Source organism: Oceanisphaera ostreae, assembly GCF_042676125.1.
Taxonomy (GTDB): Bacteria; Pseudomonadota; Gammaproteobacteria; order Enterobacterales; family Aeromonadaceae; genus Oceanimonas; species Oceanimonas ostreae.
Genome location: NZ_JBHTJS010000002.1, coordinates 78,408 through 93,322 on the forward strand (window position 1 = coordinate 78,408; position 14,915 = coordinate 93,322).

The 14,915-nt window shown below is 47.5% G+C and carries 12 protein-coding genes and 2 tRNA genes; 6 read left to right on the forward strand and 8 right to left on the reverse strand.

Going from position 1 to position 14,915, the window contains the following annotated elements; translation table 11 throughout:
* Nucleotide 1 precedes the first annotated feature (1 nt).
* Entirely contained in the window at nt 2-436 is a 435-nt protein-coding gene (locus ACFQ1C_RS00765) for a YcgN family cysteine cluster protein (RefSeq protein WP_379556628.1), read from the forward strand.
* Between the two features lie 117 nt (nt 437-553).
* Here the strand turns inward: ACFQ1C_RS00765 and dsbB are convergent, their stop codons facing one another.
* A complete protein-coding gene (gene dsbB, locus ACFQ1C_RS00770) occupies nt 554-1,069 on the reverse strand; it encodes a disulfide bond formation protein DsbB (RefSeq protein ID WP_379556629.1) in 516 nt (171 codons plus the stop codon).
* A gap of 143 nt (nt 1,070-1,212) precedes the next feature.
* Between dsbB and fadR the strand changes: the two genes are divergently transcribed.
* A complete protein-coding gene (gene fadR, locus ACFQ1C_RS00775) occupies nt 1,213-1,926 on the forward strand; it encodes a fatty acid metabolism transcriptional regulator FadR (RefSeq protein WP_379556630.1) in 714 nt (237 codons plus the stop codon).
* 127 nt (nt 1,927-2,053) lie between these two features.
* On the opposite strand, the gene ACFQ1C_RS00780 is transcribed toward fadR, so the two are convergent.
* Genes ACFQ1C_RS00780 through ACFQ1C_RS00790 form a run of 3 tightly spaced genes read right to left on the reverse strand, consistent with a single transcriptional unit; the run spans nt 2,054 to nt 6,794 of the window.
* Nucleotides 2,054-3,571, reverse strand: coding sequence for a SpoVR family protein (locus ACFQ1C_RS00780; RefSeq protein ID WP_379556631.1), 1,518 nt, complete (start codon nt 3,569-3,571; stop codon nt 2,054-2,056).
* Nucleotides 3,572-3,578: 7 nt separating this feature from the next.
* A complete protein-coding gene (locus ACFQ1C_RS00785; RefSeq protein WP_379556735.1) occupies nt 3,579-4,847 on the reverse strand; it encodes a YeaH/YhbH family protein in 1,269 nt (422 codons plus the stop codon).
* Nucleotides 4,848-4,871: 24 nt separating this feature from the next.
* Nucleotides 4,872-6,794, reverse strand: coding sequence for a PrkA family serine protein kinase (locus ACFQ1C_RS00790; protein ID WP_379556632.1), 1,923 nt, complete (start codon nt 6,792-6,794; stop codon nt 4,872-4,874).
* An 818-nt stretch (nt 6,795-7,612) separates the two neighbouring features.
* On the opposite strand from ACFQ1C_RS00790, the gene ACFQ1C_RS00795 reads away from it, so the two are divergent.
* From ACFQ1C_RS00795 to ACFQ1C_RS00805, 3 genes are all read left to right on the forward strand, one after another.
* Nucleotides 7,613-8,818, forward strand: coding sequence for a PcfJ domain-containing protein (locus ACFQ1C_RS00795; protein ID WP_379556633.1), 1,206 nt, complete (start codon nt 7,613-7,615; stop codon nt 8,816-8,818).
* 60 nt (nt 8,819-8,878) lie between these two features.
* Nucleotides 8,879-10,000 (forward strand): CdaR family transcriptional regulator, encoded by a 1,122-nt coding sequence (locus tag ACFQ1C_RS00800; protein WP_379556634.1) that lies wholly within the window; start codon nt 8,879-8,881, stop codon nt 9,998-10,000.
* Between the two features lie 191 nt (nt 10,001-10,191).
* Entirely contained in the window at nt 10,192-11,331 is a 1,140-nt protein-coding gene (locus ACFQ1C_RS00805; protein ID WP_379556635.1) for a glycerate kinase, read from the forward strand.
* A 128-nt stretch (nt 11,332-11,459) separates the two neighbouring features.
* On the opposite strand, the gene ACFQ1C_RS00810 is transcribed toward ACFQ1C_RS00805, so the two are convergent.
* From ACFQ1C_RS00810 to ACFQ1C_RS00825, 4 genes are all read right to left on the reverse strand, one after another.
* Nucleotides 11,460-11,536: transfer RNA gene (locus tag ACFQ1C_RS00810), tRNA-Val, on the reverse strand.
* 17 nt (nt 11,537-11,553) lie between these two features.
* A tRNA-Val gene (locus ACFQ1C_RS00815) sits at nt 11,554-11,630 on the reverse strand.
* Between the two features lie 101 nt (nt 11,631-11,731).
* Nucleotides 11,732-12,769, reverse strand: a complete 1,038-nt coding sequence (locus ACFQ1C_RS00820) for a DUF3080 family protein (protein WP_379556636.1) — start codon at nt 12,767-12,769, stop codon at nt 11,732-11,734.
* On the reverse strand, nt 12,714-14,102 hold the full coding sequence (locus ACFQ1C_RS00825; protein ID WP_379556637.1) for an MATE family efflux transporter: 1,389 nt from the start codon (nt 14,100-14,102) through the stop codon (nt 12,714-12,716). The genes ACFQ1C_RS00820 and ACFQ1C_RS00825 overlap by 56 nt, the downstream gene beginning before the upstream one ends.
* 145 nt (nt 14,103-14,247) lie before the next feature.
* Here ACFQ1C_RS00825 and ACFQ1C_RS00830 point away from each other — a divergent pair, with 145 nt between their 5' ends.
* Nucleotides 14,248-14,853: a riboflavin synthase subunit alpha gene (locus tag ACFQ1C_RS00830; protein WP_379556638.1), complete on the forward strand. Its 606-nt coding sequence runs from the start codon at nt 14,248-14,250 to the stop codon at nt 14,851-14,853.
* Nucleotides 14,854-14,915: the final 62 nt, after the last annotated feature.

Consider the following 14,915-nt stretch of genomic DNA (forward strand, 5'->3'; position numbering starts at 1 on the left):
TATGCAGGCCGATTTTTGGTATACCAAGTCGTTAGAGCAGATGACTGATATAGAATGGGAAGCCTTGTGTGACGGTTGTGGCAAGTGTTGCCTTAATAAACTGATTGATGAAGACACCGATGAGTTAATACACACCAATGTGGCGTGCGAGCTGTTGAATACGCATTCTTGTGCCTGTAGTAATTATGAAAACCGATTTTCTATTGTGCCCGACTGCTTAAAAATTACTCGTGATAAGCTAGACGACTACTTTTGGCTGCCCTCAACGTGCGCCTATCGATTATTAGCTGAAGGTCAGTCGTTGCCTTCTTGGCACCCGCTGCGCACCGGCTCAAAAAGCGCCATGCACAAGGCCGGCCAGTCAGTACGCGGCAAAGTGGTACCTGAGTCTAAAGCAGGTGCCTGGGAAGATCACATCATTACTTGGGCTGGTTAAAACATAGCTTTAAGTCGTAAGCTATAAGCGGTCAGTTAGAGACAGATCAGACCTAGCTAAAAATCGAACCCTAGAGGTTCGATTTTTTTTGGTTTGATTTTATTTTTAGCAGATCGCTTAAAGCTTACTGCTGACCGTTTTTTTGAACTTTACCACAATAAACAGTCCCGCCAACGCCGCTAGCATGACAAAGATCCACATTAACCACTGCGGCATACTCAATCCCATCCATACCCACGAAGCATCGGCACAGTCCCCACTAGGGTGAAATACGGAGGGCCACCAGCGGTCGAGCGCCATCCAGCTAGGAAACTCAGCAATGGTTGAGCATTTTGTGAAGGGCGAGGGGTTAAACTGATAGTCAATGTGCTCTTTAGCCAGAAGAGCGCCTTTAATGGCTCCCGCCAACCAGCCAAATAGCGCAAGCGTACTAACGAGGCCGTTTTGAGGTGCCAACCAGCCTAACGCTGCGGCCAGCATCACACCACCCAGCGCTGCGCGCTGATACACACACATCACACAAGGGTCCATGCCTTGGTTATATTGAAAGAAGAGGGCGATAGCGAATAACAAACCTGTGCCCAGAGTGAGTAGCCCCCAAGCAAAACGAGAACAAGAAAAAGCGTATAGCATGAGATCCTCAGGGTAGGTATTAAAGCGTGAATAAAGGCGTATTGGCGAAGGGAAAAGAGATGAGCTTGTAGACAACTGGTCAGCTCTGTTACTATCGCGCTTTGTTTTTCCCTATTAATGCAATTAACAGACAGAGTGGTTTCATGGTCATTAAGGCACAAAGTCCAGCCAATTTCGCGGAACAATATATCATAGAATCCATTTGGAACGGCCACTTTTCCCCCGGAACTATTTTACCTGCTGAGCGTGAGTTGTCGGAGTTAATTGGCGTCACCAGAACCACCTTGCGCGAGGTGCTGCAGCGCCTATCTCGAGACGGCTGGTTGACCATACAGCACGGCAAGCCCACTAAGGTTAATAACTTTTGGGAAACCTCCAGCCTTAATATTTTAGAAACACTAGCGCGGCTAGATGAAGATAAAATGCCTGAGTTAATTGACCATTTATTGTCTGCTCGCACTCATATCAGCAGCATTTTTATTCGAGCAGCCATCAAAAATAATCCCGAAAAGTTAGCGTCTGCTACTTCCGAGTTAGATCAGTTGCCAGACGACGCCGAGGCATTTGCCGCCTTTGATTATGAGTTGCATCATCAATTGGCTTTTGCCTCGGGTAACCCGATTTACGGATTAATATTAAATGGCTTTAAAGGCTTATATTGTCGTGTAGGGCGTTATTATTTTTCGTTACCCGCCGCGCGCCAACTGGCTGTAGAGTACTACCGTGATTTATCGACACTGGCAAGCCACGGTGAGCTTAATCTGGTAACAGAGCGGGTGCGAGAATATGGTAAGGCCTCGGGCCTCTTGTGGCTTGAAATGCGCGAGAACCTACCTAAAGACCTTGTTGAAGCCTGAGGCCTGCGGGTAGCGGTCAGCTTTAAGCCGTAAGCTGTCAGTTAAAAAACAAGACCGTGGCGAGCGTTTTTATAAAGAGAGTTCGGCGGTCCTGCGTTACGTTATTTTAGCTGACAGCTTAGCGCTGTTATTCTAGGTTACGTTCTGGGCAGCGACTGATAATTGTGGCGTTACCGTCGGCCTCTTCTTGCTCTAACAGCACATTAAACCCCCATAGACTATGAACATGTTTTAGCACCTCGTGGTGTGAGTCTGCCAACGGAATACGGTTGTGTGGAACATAGCGCAAGGTTAACGAGCGGTCGCCTTTTACTTCCACGTTATGTACTTGAATGTTGGGTTCTAAATTTGCCAAGTTATACTGGTTAGATAATTTTTGGCGTAATATTCGATAACCTTGCTCATCGTGAATAGCTGAAATTTCTAGGTGATTACGGGTGTCATCGTCAGACACGGCAAATAAATGCAGGTCCCGCATCACTTTTGGCGATAAAAACTGACTGATAAAACTCTCATCCTTAAAGTTTTCCATGGCAAAGTGCAGCGTTTTCACCCAGTCAGATCCTGCAATATCAGGAAACCACGCTTTGTCTTCATCGGTGGGGTGCTCGCAAATACGCCGTAAGTCGACAAACATGGCAAAACCCAGTGCGTAAGGGTTAATACCCGAATAATGCTGACTGTTATAGGGCGGTTGATATATCACATTGGTATGGTTATGTAGAATTTCCATCATAAAGCTGTCGGTTACCAGGCCCTCGTCATAAAGGTGCTGAGTAATAGTGTAATGCCAGAAGGTTGCCCAGCCCTCGTTCATGACCTGGGTTTGCTTTTGCGGATAAAAATATTGGCTTATTTTACGCACGATACGCACAATTTCACGCTGCCAAGGCTCGAGTAGTGGTGCATGCTTTTCAATAAAATACAGCAGGTTTTCTTCAGGCTCAGCGGGGTAGCGGCGCTTTTTTTCGATTTTGTTTTCATCCATGCGTGGCAGCGTTTTCCACAGTTCGTTAACTTGAGTTTGTAGGTAACTCTCTCTGGCTTTTTGGCGCCGCCTTTCTTCAGCCAACGATAACTGCTGTGGCCGCTTATAGCGATCCACTCCATAGCTCATTAGTGCATGGCAACTGTCGAGAATGGCTTCTACTTCCGCTATCCCGTGCTTTTCTTCACACTCGCTAATGTAGTGTTTAGCAAACAACAGGTAATCGACAATCGACTCAGCGTCGGTCCATGCTTTAAATAAGTAATTATTCTTAAAGAAAGAATTATGGCCATAGCAAGCATGAGCAATAACCAATGCTTGCATGGGCAGGGTGTTTTCTTCCATTAAGTAGGCAATGCAGGGGTTGGAGTTAATAACGATTTCATACGCCAAGCCCATTTGCCCGCGTTTATAGTTTTGTTCTGTTTGAATAAACTTTTTGCCGTACGACCAATGATGATAACCAATGGGCATGCCAATGCTGGAATAAGCATCCATCATTTGCTCGCCCATGATAACTTCTATCTGATTGGGATAGGTGCTTAGCCCGTAGTGCTCGGCAATACGGGCAATTTCTGTATGGTAGGCTTCAAGTAGCTCAAAGCTCCAGTCTGGGCCGTCACTCAGTGCCCGAGTATGAGTTTGGGTTGCAGTCATAGTCACCTCATGCCGCCTGTTTTTTGAATAGCTCTCTAAATACCGGATAAATATCTGCTACTGAGCGAATGTGCTCCATGGCAAAGTTAGGAAAGCTGCGTGCAATGGACTCGTACTCTTGCCATAGCGTCTGGTGGGCGCGGTTGGTAATTTCGATGTAAGCGTAATAGCGCACCAGCGACATAATGTCGTCCTCCATTAGCTGCTTACATAGCGGGGAGTCATCGGCCCAGTTATCACCATCTGAGGCTTGTGCCGCATAAATATTCCATTGTTCAGGCGGGTAGCGCTCATCAATAACTTTTTTCATTAGCTGCAACGCACTTGAGACGATAGTGCCGCCGGTTTCTTGAGAGTAAAAGAACTCTTGTTCGTCTACTTCTTTGGCTTGAGTGTGATGGCGAATATATACCACCTCCACGTTTTTATAGGTGCGGGTTAAAAACAGATACAGCAATAAATAAAAGCGCTTTGCCATGTCTTTGGTTGGCTGATCCATAGAGCCCGATACGTCCATGACGCAAAACATCACCGCTTGCGTAGAAGGAATAGGCCGCTGCACAAAATTGTTAAAGCGTAAATCAAAGGTATCAATAAAAGGCACCGCCGCAATACGGCGCTTTAGCTCGAGAATATCCTGTTCTATCTCCAGTATACGGGCATAGTGTTGAGTGGGATGGCGACTTAGCTCAGCAAGCTCACGCTCAAGCTCCTCCACGGTCTTTTTCTTTCCTACTTGCAGCACCATGCGCCGAGCCAAAGACTGGCGAAGCGATCGCACTATGTTGATGTTGCCAGGTACGCCGTCTGTGGAGTAACCCGCGCGAAAGGTCTTCATCTCACTTATTTTATTGAGTTTGTTCTTTTCTAGGTTGGGCAGCTCTAAACCATCGAACAATAAGTCGAGATACTCTTCCTTTGAAATATCGAAAATAAATTCGTCTTGTCCTTCTCCTTGATTGCTGGCATCTCCTTGGCCGCTTCCTTGCCCGGCCCCTCCCTGAGGCCTTTCTACCTTATCGCCGGTAATAAACTGGTCGTTCCCCGGATGAACTTGCTCTCTGGCACCGCCTTTTCCCTGATGAAATACAGGCTCAGAGATATCGCGGGTAGGAATGGTCACACTATCACCCTTGTCGATATCTTGAATACTGCGTTTGAGTACCGCATCTGACACCGCTTTTTTAAGTTGTTGTTGATAGCGGCGGATAAAGCGCTGCCTGTTCACAGCGCTTTTGTTGCGGCCATTTAGTCGTCTATCGATAAAATGCGCCATAAATTCCCCCAACCCCTTTCCTTGTTAAGAAGACTTGCGAACACGCAGATACCATTCGGATAACAGCCTAACCTGTTTGCGGGTATAGCCTTTCTCCATCATGCGGGCCACAAAGTCGTCGTGCTTTTTCTGCTCATCGGTACTGGTTTTGGCATTAAAGGAAATAACCGGTAACAGCTCCTCGGTGTTAGAGAACATTTTCTTCTCAATAACCGTTCTTAGCTTTTCATAGCTGGTCCAGTTGGGGTTTTTACCTGCATTGTTGGCCCTCGCCCGTAGTACGAAGTTAACAATTTCGTTACGGAAATCTTTGGGATTACTGATGCCAGCGGGCTTTTCGATTTTTTCCAGCTCGCTATTCAAGGCACCGCGGTCAAACAACTGACCAGTATCCGGGTCGCGGTACTCCTGATCTTGAATCCAGAAGTCGGCATACACCACGTAACGGTCAAAAATGTTTTGTCCGTATTCAGAGTAAGACTCGAGATAGGCTGTTTGAATTTCTTTGCCGATAAACTCGACGTATTTAGGAATGAGGTAGCCTTTAATAAACTCAAGATAGCGGTCGTGCACTTCTTGTGGAAACTGCTCCCGTTCTATTTGTTGCTCCAGTACATAAAACAGGTGTACGGGGTTGGCGGCCACCTCGGCATGGTCGAAGTTAAAGACCCGTGACAAGATTTTAAAGGCAAACCGCGTAGATAGGCCATTCATGCCTTCGTCTACACCGGCATAATCGCGATATTCTTGGTACGACTTAGCCTTGGGATCGGTGTCTTTTAAGCTTTCGCCGTCATATACCCGCATTTTAGAGTACAGGTTGGAGTTTTCAGGCTCTTTCATGCGTGATAGCACAGTAAACTGCGCCAGCGTTTCTAACGTACCCGGTGCACACTTGGCATGAGACAGTTCACTGTTAAACAGCAGCTTTTGGTATATATCGATTTCTTCGGTGACGCGCATGCAATAAGGTACTTTAACGATATACACACGGTCGAGAAATGCCTCGTTATTGCGGTTATGTTTAAAGTGTTGCCATTCAGATTCGTTAGAGTGCGCCAATATAATCCCCTCGAAGGGGAGGGCGGACAGTCCTTCGGTACCGTTATAGTTACCTTCTTGAGTGGCGGTTAATAGGGGGTGCAGCACCTTGATTGGCGCTTTAAACATTTCGACAAACTCCATTAGCCCCTGATTTGCCTTACACAAAGCACCGGAGTAGGAGTACGCATCTGCATCATCTTGGGAGAAATGCTCAAGCTGTCGAATATCGACCTTGCCCACAAGTGATGAAATGTCTTGGTTGTTGTCATCTCCAGGCTCAGTTTTAGCGATGGCAATTTGGTCGAGCACCGACGGATACACCTTTTCGACCTTGAAGCGGGTAATATCACCGCCGTACTCGTGTAACCGCTTTACCGCCCATGGCGACATAATAGAGCGCAAGTAACGCTTAGGGATGCCGTATTCTTGCTCTAACACGGCGCCGTCTTCTATCGCATCAAACACACAAAACGGATGGTCGTTTACTGGTGAGCCTTTAATGCGATAAATAGGCATTTTTTGCATTAAGGCTTTTATGCATTCAGCCAGAGAAGATTTACCGCCACCCACAGGGCCCAATAAATAGAGAATTTGTTTCTTTTCCTCTAAGCCTTGGGCGGCGTGTTTTAGATAAGACACAATTTGCTCAATACTATCTTCCATGCCATAAAACTCGGCGAATGCCGGGTAGCGGGCAACTACTCGATTAGAAAAAAGCCGACTTAATCTGGGCTCTTGGGCGGTGTCGATCATTTCTGGCTCGCCAATGGCCATCAGCAACCGTTCAGAGGCTGAGGCGTAACAAGCTTTGTCTTCCCGGCACATATCCAAGAACTCTTGCAGGCTATACTCTTCTTCTTTCGCTTTTTCATAACGCGTTTGATAATGCTCGAAAATACCCATGGTGTTCTCCCCTTAAATCGCGGCACTTATACTTCGCTACTTTGAAGTAAGCGCCTTGCGCACACATCGTCATTCCCTTGGTAAAAGGTTAGTCACAATTTTGCTATTACGCCTGTGTAACACTCAGAAATATCAAAGATTTTGCAAAAATAATGGTTACCGCTTCTTTTTTCCATACGAGTCTGAGTTGACTGGTAGCGGCCATTAGGTTGTTTATAAACAGAAGAATTATAAATAAACCCATAATTGCTGGCGCTTACGTTAACGTAATCTTGGCTGGTGGGTGGCGTTGAAGCGAGTCACCAGCAGTTTTATGCATTGACTTAACATTTATCTCCAGTTAAATTGGACGTGCATTACAGTTCAACCCGTTACCCAGCTTGAGTGGTTAACTTGGGCGCTATGATGTGTAGCTCTGTTTAAGCACGTTTCCGTTTATTTTGCCCTCGCTTGCGAGGGTTTCTTTTTTATACCCTCCGCACGTACTTTCTCATCATTACATTACGTCAACGTAATGTAATTGATTAAGCTAAATTCTTCATGAGATCTCATGCTGCTGCCCGAAGGGCTTAGACCTGTTATTACTCAATGAGTATGATGGCAACAGTTTGATACATAAGTTATTTAACAGATTATAAAAACTTGTCGATGAGTAAAATACCTGCACTTAAGCTGGCGCCAGATAAGTTATGCCAACATACTGAGCTCTTCGGAAATATTACTACCCTCAACCACACCCGTTTTAATTTTTAGCAATTAAGAAATAGTAAAAGGATGAGACGACCAATTAGCTTAGTCACAGCATCAAGGAGATATACATGTCATTTTTGTCACAACATGCTGACTGTACCGCAGAGGGGGATTTTGTGGTGCAGCTAACGTATCCCATACTCGCGCGGTTTAGGTATCGATCTTGGGAGGCGGGGTTTGGTTGTGAGCGCTGGGATCAAGGTCGCTGGCATGATGAAGACGGCGACTTTGGTCTGCCGTTATTGGATGCGGCTCAATTTTTATCTATTGATGACCCGCTCGCGCGGTTTGTACAGGGCATTCCAGCAGCGGTGCGTGAGCAGGTAGCCGGCTATGAATATAACCAGTCATTGTTATTGCGTTGGTTAGCCCGTAATCGCCATGCTCGAGACTTATTCGACCATTCTCCCCAGCTATGTTGGCTCCTCATTTGCTATGGCCACGAGCAGCAGTTGCCTCACGCTGAGATAGCCGCATTATTCACCAGCCCAAGAGTGCAGATCTTGCAAGCAGTCACTGGGATTAACAGCAAAGCATCGGTTAAGGCATTAGCGCGAGTACAGTTAAATAAAGGCACCGGCCAGGAGTATCATGTGCTGCGTCACTTTCTCTTGCGCCGAGAATGCTTACAGCCATTAATTCATTGGTCCCAGATCCCGATTCAAGCGTTGTGGGCATGTCGCAAATATCCGTTGTTACTGAACGGCCGCAGTTTAAAAAATTACGAATTTAGTGCGTCGTGGTCAACAGCTCAGCTGCAGCGAGTGATGGAAGGTGAATATCGATATTGGCGAGATGCGTTAAATGTGGCGCGCTTGCTGGACATTAGCGATGCACAAATTGCTTTGGAGCGCTGTACTCACTTTACTGATGTTAAAATTTTGCACGATCGTTGGACTGATAAAGTTAATCAGCGTAGCTACTTGGTAAGCGACGGTGGTACTTTATTTCCGACACCGCCACTGGCAGGCAATGCCGATATTTTTCCTATATTAAGCATGGAAGATCTGCGGGAAGAAGGGCGCTTAATGCGTCATTGTGTGGCAAGTTATGACCGTGATGTTATAGCGGGCAAATGTTATCTTTATCGCATGTTGCGCCCCGAGCGAGCCACCATTGAAGTACGCACCCGAAAGGGCAAGCCAGAATTAGCACAAATTGCGCTGGCTTATAATCAAAAACCGATGGCCACTACACGCACTGCGGTTCAAAGCTGGATCACAACTCACCATGAGCAGACACCGCTACCGAGCAACAATGCCTTAAGCGCTTAAGGCGAAAAACCGTAATGCCAGTGAGCCCTTAAAATCACGACTCCAATGCTAAAGACAATAATGATGGAAATTGAAGATATTATTGCTGAAAAAATAATTGCCCGTACCAAAGGCTTGATTCCTTATGACATCAATGTGATGAACAAAAAGGGCATCGTGGTGGCGTCCACCGATGCCAGTCGCATGGGCTTAGTGCATAAAGGCGCAAGCTGGGTAATAGAGCATCAACAAGTACTGACCGTCGATCACGCTAGCACCCGGTATTTAGCGGGTGCTAAGCCTGGTGTTAACTTACCCATTGAGTATCAAGGTAACTGCATTGGAGTGGTGGGGATCACCGGTGACCCTGAGCGGGTGTGTGAGCTGGGTGCGTTATTAAAAATGACCGCCGAGCTGTTGGTGGAGCAAAGTCGTGAAAAAGACGCGGCCTTGTTATTAAGTGTTGAAAAAGAAAACTACCTGAAGCGGTTAGTTACCGGTCAATTAGACGACGCAACGGCAAAGGCTGGCTTAAAGAGACTGCCTTTAACGTTTCGCTACCCCGCTCTGTGCGTCACACTTACGCCCCACAGCCCCGCGCATTGCTATCAACAAAAATTGGATTTAACACCGACTTTGGAGCTGAGCGTGAATGGCTTATTTTTCTTTAGCCAAGAGTCAGGCTTAACCTTAATACTAGAAGCCAAAAGCACGTTAAACGCTAAAATTGCACAGGTTGCTAGCTTATTAGCTCAGCCACTCACCATTGGGGTAGGGTGTGCGGTGGCGTCGCTATCTGGTTTGGCATTATCTTATGCAACAGCGACGGCCGCTTTGCAATTTGGACTGCCTGAGCAGGCCTGCGAGTTACCGACACCTGCCGCTCACCAAACGGCCTGGTATTCTTATGACAGCCATAAAGAAAAAATTATTATCTCTTCGTTAGCCCAAGGCTGGCATTTGGATGAATTAACCAAAGAATATCGCGCATTAACCGCACAAGATCCGCATGGTGCGCTGCGCCTAACGTTGCAAACCTTAATGTCATCGTCGGTAGACATGACTACTTGTGCTCACCGGTTGAATATACATCGCAACACGCTGCGTAATCGTTTGGATAAAATTCAGCAGATCACCGGCGTTGATTATAAACAGCTGGATCAGTTGTTTAGGCTGTACTTGGGCAAGATCATTCTGGATTAAAACGTAGACGCGTGATGAGCTGGGCGACGTACGTGTGCTGCGCCTCACTCCTTATGTCTCACCTCTCACGCTATTTTTAAACGCATGCACAGCAATTCGTTAATTTGACTGTGCATTTGCACATAGCATTTTGTCTACAAAGCACTGATACTAGATTTCAGTTTACACCTCACCATTTAAGGTACTCACACATGAAAAAAATTGTTATTGCTCCAGATTCTTTTAAGGAAAGTCTGACCGCACTGGAAGTGGCCGAAGCGATTAAAAATGGTTTTCAAGCGGTGTTCCCTGATGCCGAGTACTGTTTAGTCCCGATGGCTGACGGTGGTGAGGGAACCGTTGAAGCTCTGGTAGCGGTAACTGACGGCAAAACCGTCCACACTCAAGTAACGGGTCCTGCTGGTAATCAGGTTGAAGCGCATTATGGGTTGCTGGGCGATGGCAAAACCGCCGTCATTGAAATGGCGTCGGCATCTGGTTTGCACCATGTGGCACAAGATGATCGTGACCCGTGCCTTGCGACTTCACGCGGCACCGGTGAGCTTATTCGCCACGCCTTGGATGCAGGCGTGCGTCATATTATTGTTGGCCTAGGTGGCAGTGCCACCAATGATGCAGGTATGGGTATGTTAGCGTCATTAGGTGTTAAGTTGACTGACGCACAGGGCAATGCCATTAGCGATGGCGGTGCGGCCCTTATTAATTTACAGAACATTGACGTAACCGAGCTGCATCCTGCCATGGCCGAATGTACCTTTGAAGTGGCCTGTGATGTAGACAATCCGCTGTTAGGAGAAAGAGGGGCAACCGCCATCTTTGGTCCACAGAAGGGCGCTGATAAACAAGCGCTTGCTAGCTTAGAAAAAGCATTGACTCATCTTGCCGACGTACTGGTAGCTAACGGTTTTAGCGACCAGCGTAATACCAGCGGCGCGGGCGCTGCCGGGGGCATGGGCTTTGGTATGATGACCTTTATGAAAGCCAGCTTTAGACCCGGCATTGAGATCGTGGTTGAAGCTACCAATCTCAAAGACATAGTCAAAGGCGCAGACTTGGTTATTACCGGTGAAGGTCGCCTCGATAGTCAAACTATTTTTGGTAAAACGCCAATTGGTGTAGCCAAAACCGCTAAGCTCTACAACATTCCCGTTATTGGCATTGCCGGTAGCCTAAGTGCCGACGTTGCCGTCGTCTGCGATCACGGTATTGATGCGGTATTCTCTATTATGCCGCGCGTAATGACGCTCAAAGAAGCCTTTGCCGACGCCGAAGTAAACGTAACCTTTACCGCTAAAAATATTGCCACCGTTATGGCGATACAGGCGAAGTAAGTTCTTGTAAGGCGTGAGGAGTAACTCCCTAACTGAAGGTTCGGTGTGTTGCTTCTCACACTTCCCGCCTCACCGGTCGTAGACCGCAAAGCAAAAAGCCCGCTCAATTGAGCGGGCTTTTTAATGTTTGGTGCGTCCTAGTGGATTCGAACCACCGACCCCTACCATGTCAAGGTAGTGCTCTAACCAACTGAGCTAAGGACGCAAAGCTAATAAGATAGTTGGTACGCCCTAGTGGATTCGAACCACCGACCTCTACCATGTCAAGGTAGCGCTCTAACCAACTGAGCTAAGGGCGTATCATGTCTTAAGCGAGCGGTATACTAGCCAAGGCATTGAGGCGAGGCAAGCCTTTTTTGTTGTTACACAACAAGATGCAAGCTTATTGGATGACTTGTGTTCAAAGTGGTGAAAGTTCGCACCGTTGTAAAAAGTTTTGCCACACTTTGGCATGATCAAGGGTGAGGCGTCGATAACGAATATATACCTGACTATTCAGACCCAGCGCCACTTGTTGCCGATAATCGTGCATTAAATCACGCTTACTCGCGGGGGGCTCAAGGGTACGCTGCAGTAAAGGGGCTAATTGTACAAATTGGCGATCAATTTGGCCCAAGTAGTGCTGAATATCCTTTATATAGTAATGCTGCAGGGCGTTGCGTAACCGTTTGGCATCCTCTTGTCCGGCACGGCGACAATCGAGGCCTTCAAGCTGCTGCAAAAATTGGTTGCTTTGCTCAAAGTAATGAGCGGCGCTGTGCAAGGAATAGAACAAACGGCCCAAATAGTGGTTTTGATAGAGACCAGAGAGTACCTGATTCAGCGGTTCACTACTGAGCGGCTGCGAGCGGGGTTCACCTTGTGCTTGGTTTTGTAGTTGCGCAAACAGGCTGAATGCTTGCAGCGTGCTTTGATAGCCAACTTGTTGATGGAAGGGGAGTGCTGGTAGACGAGGGGTCAGTGCGGCACGAGTCTCGGGCTCGGCGATCATCATGTTCCAGTGATAGCCCGGCAACAGCGGAGCTTTCTGTTGGGCTATCTCGTGTAACCAGCTTTGTAGTTCGGGGCTTAAATAGGGTGCCTGACACAGCTGCAGGGCTTGCTGAAATTGCAGATGATATAATAACTGGCCCGCCGCACTTTGGCTTTTGCCTATAGGTCCGTTGTGCTCGGCGACTAACTCAAGCAAACCGTTACATTGCCCAAGCTTTAACGCGTCTAGCACGCTACTGCTAATGCGGACTTGAGTCAGAAATAGTTGTCGCTGAGAGGGTAGCGGTGGCAGAGCGGGGACTGGGGTTAACGCCGGCTCTGCCACCGATAATATGTGAGCAACTCGCTTTAGATACGTTTGAAAGTGACTTTCAAGCTCATCCTGCGGGCTACATGCCATCAACCAAAGGCAGATTAGCCCGACGATTATGTTCGACCCGCGCATAAATCACCCGTAATCGCCATATCAGTGAGCCTGCCGCTATCGACAAGCCGATTAAAAAACCAACCCAGAAGCCGTGGGGGCCCATGGGGGGAACTAGCCAATCGGTCATGCCCAGCACCAAACCAATGGGCAGGCCACATAACCAGAATGAGACAAAGGTAATATAAAAAATGGTTTGTGTATCTTTATAACCGCGCAATGCCGCCGCGGCAATAACCTGTGCTGAGTCTGAAATTTGATACAGAGAAGCCAATAGCAACAAGCTGGCAGCCAGCTCAAGCACCTCGCGGTTATCCGTATATAAGCCGCCAATCCAATAGCGACCGGATATCGTAGCCAAGGCGGTTATTAACGCCACTGTGCAGCCAAATACGATGCCCACAATACTAATTCTTCTGGCTCTGTCGGCCTGATTTTCACCTAGACTGTGACCAACCCGTATGGTCAGGGCCATTCCTAAGCTTAATGGGATCATAAAAATGATGCCGGAAAAGTTAATTGCAATTTGATGACCAGCAACAATTTCTGTACCTAATGGGGCCAGTAATAAAGCCACCACCGTAAACAGCGTGACCTCGCAGAAAATAGCCATGGCAATGGGGAAGCCAAGGCGAAACAACCGGCCAATTTGTGGCCAATTAGGCGGGGAGATCCGGGAGACCACCTTAAAAGGTCGCAGTAATGGCGAGCGACGAGTGTAAATTATCATGCCAATTAGCATCACCCAAAACACTAATGCCGATGCATAGCCACAGCCGACGACCCCCAACTCTGGCAAGCCAAACTTTCCGTGGATCAGCACATAGTTGACCGGCACGTTAACCATTAAGCCAATAAACCCGATAACCATAGTGGGTAAGGTGTATGACAGACCTTCGCTGAAATTGCGTAATACCTGATAAAATGCATAGGCGGGCATGCCCCATAAAATGGCGTGTAAGTACCCCGCCGTTTTTTCTGCTAATAGGGGGTCTACGTGCATCCAATGCAAGGCCAAAGGGGAGTAATAAAGTACCAACATCGCAGGTAGGGTAACTAAAATAGTCAACCAAAAGCCCTGATGCACGGCGCTGGCGACTTCACTTTGGCGGCGTGCGCCATTTAATTGCGATATGATAGGCGTTAGCGCCATAATAACGCCTTGCACCAGTAAGATAAGCGGCAACCAAAAACTGGTAGCCACCGCCACGGCGGCCAAGTCCGTCGCACTCACTTGACCTGCCATCACGGTATCAACAAAGCTCATAGAGGTTTGTGCTACTTGGGCCACCATAATGGGGCCGCATAGGCGCAATAAACGGGGAACTTCGAGCAGGTAAGGCTTTAAGTGCATGGTGGTCTCGCTGGCAGGGAAGAAGCAAAAGGCTGAAAAAAAGCCCCTTAGTGGTAAAATACTGAGAAATCACCAATAAGTGGGAATATAACCTTGATTAGGGTAGTTTCCCACTATTTTTAACTGACGTCTTAAAGGGTACATCATGTTCACCGGAATCGTGCAAGGCCAAGGCACTGTAGTAGATATTATCGACAAATCTGACTTTCGTACCCACTGGGTGCAATTGCCATCGGCGTTGTTGCCTGGCCTTGAACTCGGTGCGTCAGTGGCACACAACGGCTGTTGCTTAACGGTAACCGCCATTGAAGGGCAGCGGGTTAGTTTTGATTTAATGCAAGAAACCTTGCGAGTCACCAATCTTGGTCAACTAACAGTAGGGCAGAGTGTTAACCTTGAAAGAGCAGCCCGCTTTGGTGATGATATTGGCGGACATGCGATGTCTGGCCATATTATGGCCATGAGCAGCTTGTTAGATCAGCAAGTAAGCGAAACAAACACCACGCTGTGGTTTGCGCTGCCGGCAGACTTGGCCAAATACGTGTTTACCAAGGGGTATATTGGTATCGACGGTATTAGCCTAACAGTGGGCGAGGTGCAATCAGACCGCTTTGCCGTACACTTAATTCCAGAAACACTGGCCCGTACTAATCTTGGTAGTATTACCGTAGATACACAGGTAAACATTGAAATAGATCCGCAGACTCAAGCCATAGTCGATACCGTAGAGCGGGTAATGGCCCAAAAGTAGGAGCGGCTAATTTTACGTTATTACACGCTACCCATAGTCGCCGTGGACTATAAAAGCACGGC